Origin of the sequence: Bacillus sp. JJ1503, from assembly GCF_036965125.1 — a bacterium.
In the GTDB taxonomy this organism is placed as follows: domain Bacteria; phylum Bacillota; class Bacilli; order Bacillales; family Cytobacillaceae; genus Cytobacillus.
Genome location: NZ_JBALOZ010000073.1, coordinates 11,483 through 12,498 on the forward strand (window position 1 = coordinate 11,483; position 1,016 = coordinate 12,498).

General features: G+C 39.1%; 1 protein-coding gene. It reads right to left on the reverse strand.

Annotated elements, in window-relative coordinates; all coding sequences use genetic code 11:
- Nucleotides 1-55 precede the first annotated feature (55 nt).
- A partial coding sequence (locus tag V7149_RS06755; RefSeq protein ID WP_335344882.1) for an ABC transporter permease occupies nucleotides 56-1,016 on the reverse strand: 961 nt, incomplete at its 5' end.

Genomic DNA, 1,016 nt, shown 5'->3' on the forward strand with positions numbered 1-1,016 from the left:
GGCGCTGGAGCTAGACAAAAAGAAGGCTCTGCATTGTGCAGAGCCTTTTAATCTTTTATTCATTTTTCGTAAGCTGCAAAGCCTTTTTAATATCCTTAAAGGAGTTTGATTTGCCATACATGAGAACTCCCCCTTTATATACCTTTGCACCGAATATTGCCAAAATTACAATCGTGATGATCAATATCGCAATGCCTAATAACGGCTCCCAGACTGGCAATGTCAGCATTCCTACCCGCATAAACATAAGCATCGGCGTGAAAAATGGAATATAAGAGGCAATCGTCATAAAAGACGTATCCGGCTGGCTTAGTCCAAACATGGATATCATAAATCCTGCCACAACAAGCATCGTCATCGGCATAATCATTTGTTGGACATCTTCAATCCGGCTGACAAGCGATCCAAGAAATGCAGCTAATGTTGCATATAAGAAGTATCCTAGTAAAAAGAATACGAGAGCATAAATAATAGACGAAATCGGAATATCACTAAACCCGAAAACTTCGAAAAAACCGCCTTGCATGCTTTCCATATTTCTCTTTACAAAATAAAAACCAACAACTAGGATAATTCCCATTTGCGTTAAACTAAGCAATGCTATTCCAATAATCTTTGCAAACATTTGCTTAACAGGTGCTACGCTTGAAATAAGAATTTCCATTACACGTGAGGATTTTTCTGTAGCAACCTCCATGGCAATCATATTCGCGTATAAAATAACAGCGAAATAAATGATAAAGAGCAGGACATAGACGAGCCCTCTTGCCTGGTTTAATTCTTCTTCCGTTTTTGCATTTTCTTCAAGTGCGATTTTACTAAAGGAAACTGGCTCATAGAGCTTGCCTAATTGATCCTGAGATAAATTTATTTTTGAAGCTGCAAGCTCTGTCTTTATTTGCTGCAAGTAGTGCTGAAGTTCTGAAGAAAGTGCAGTATCAGCAATGCTTCTTGCTTTATAAGCGGCTTCCGGCAACCCTTCCGGATTATGGGATAGGATGAGCAAGCCTTCATAT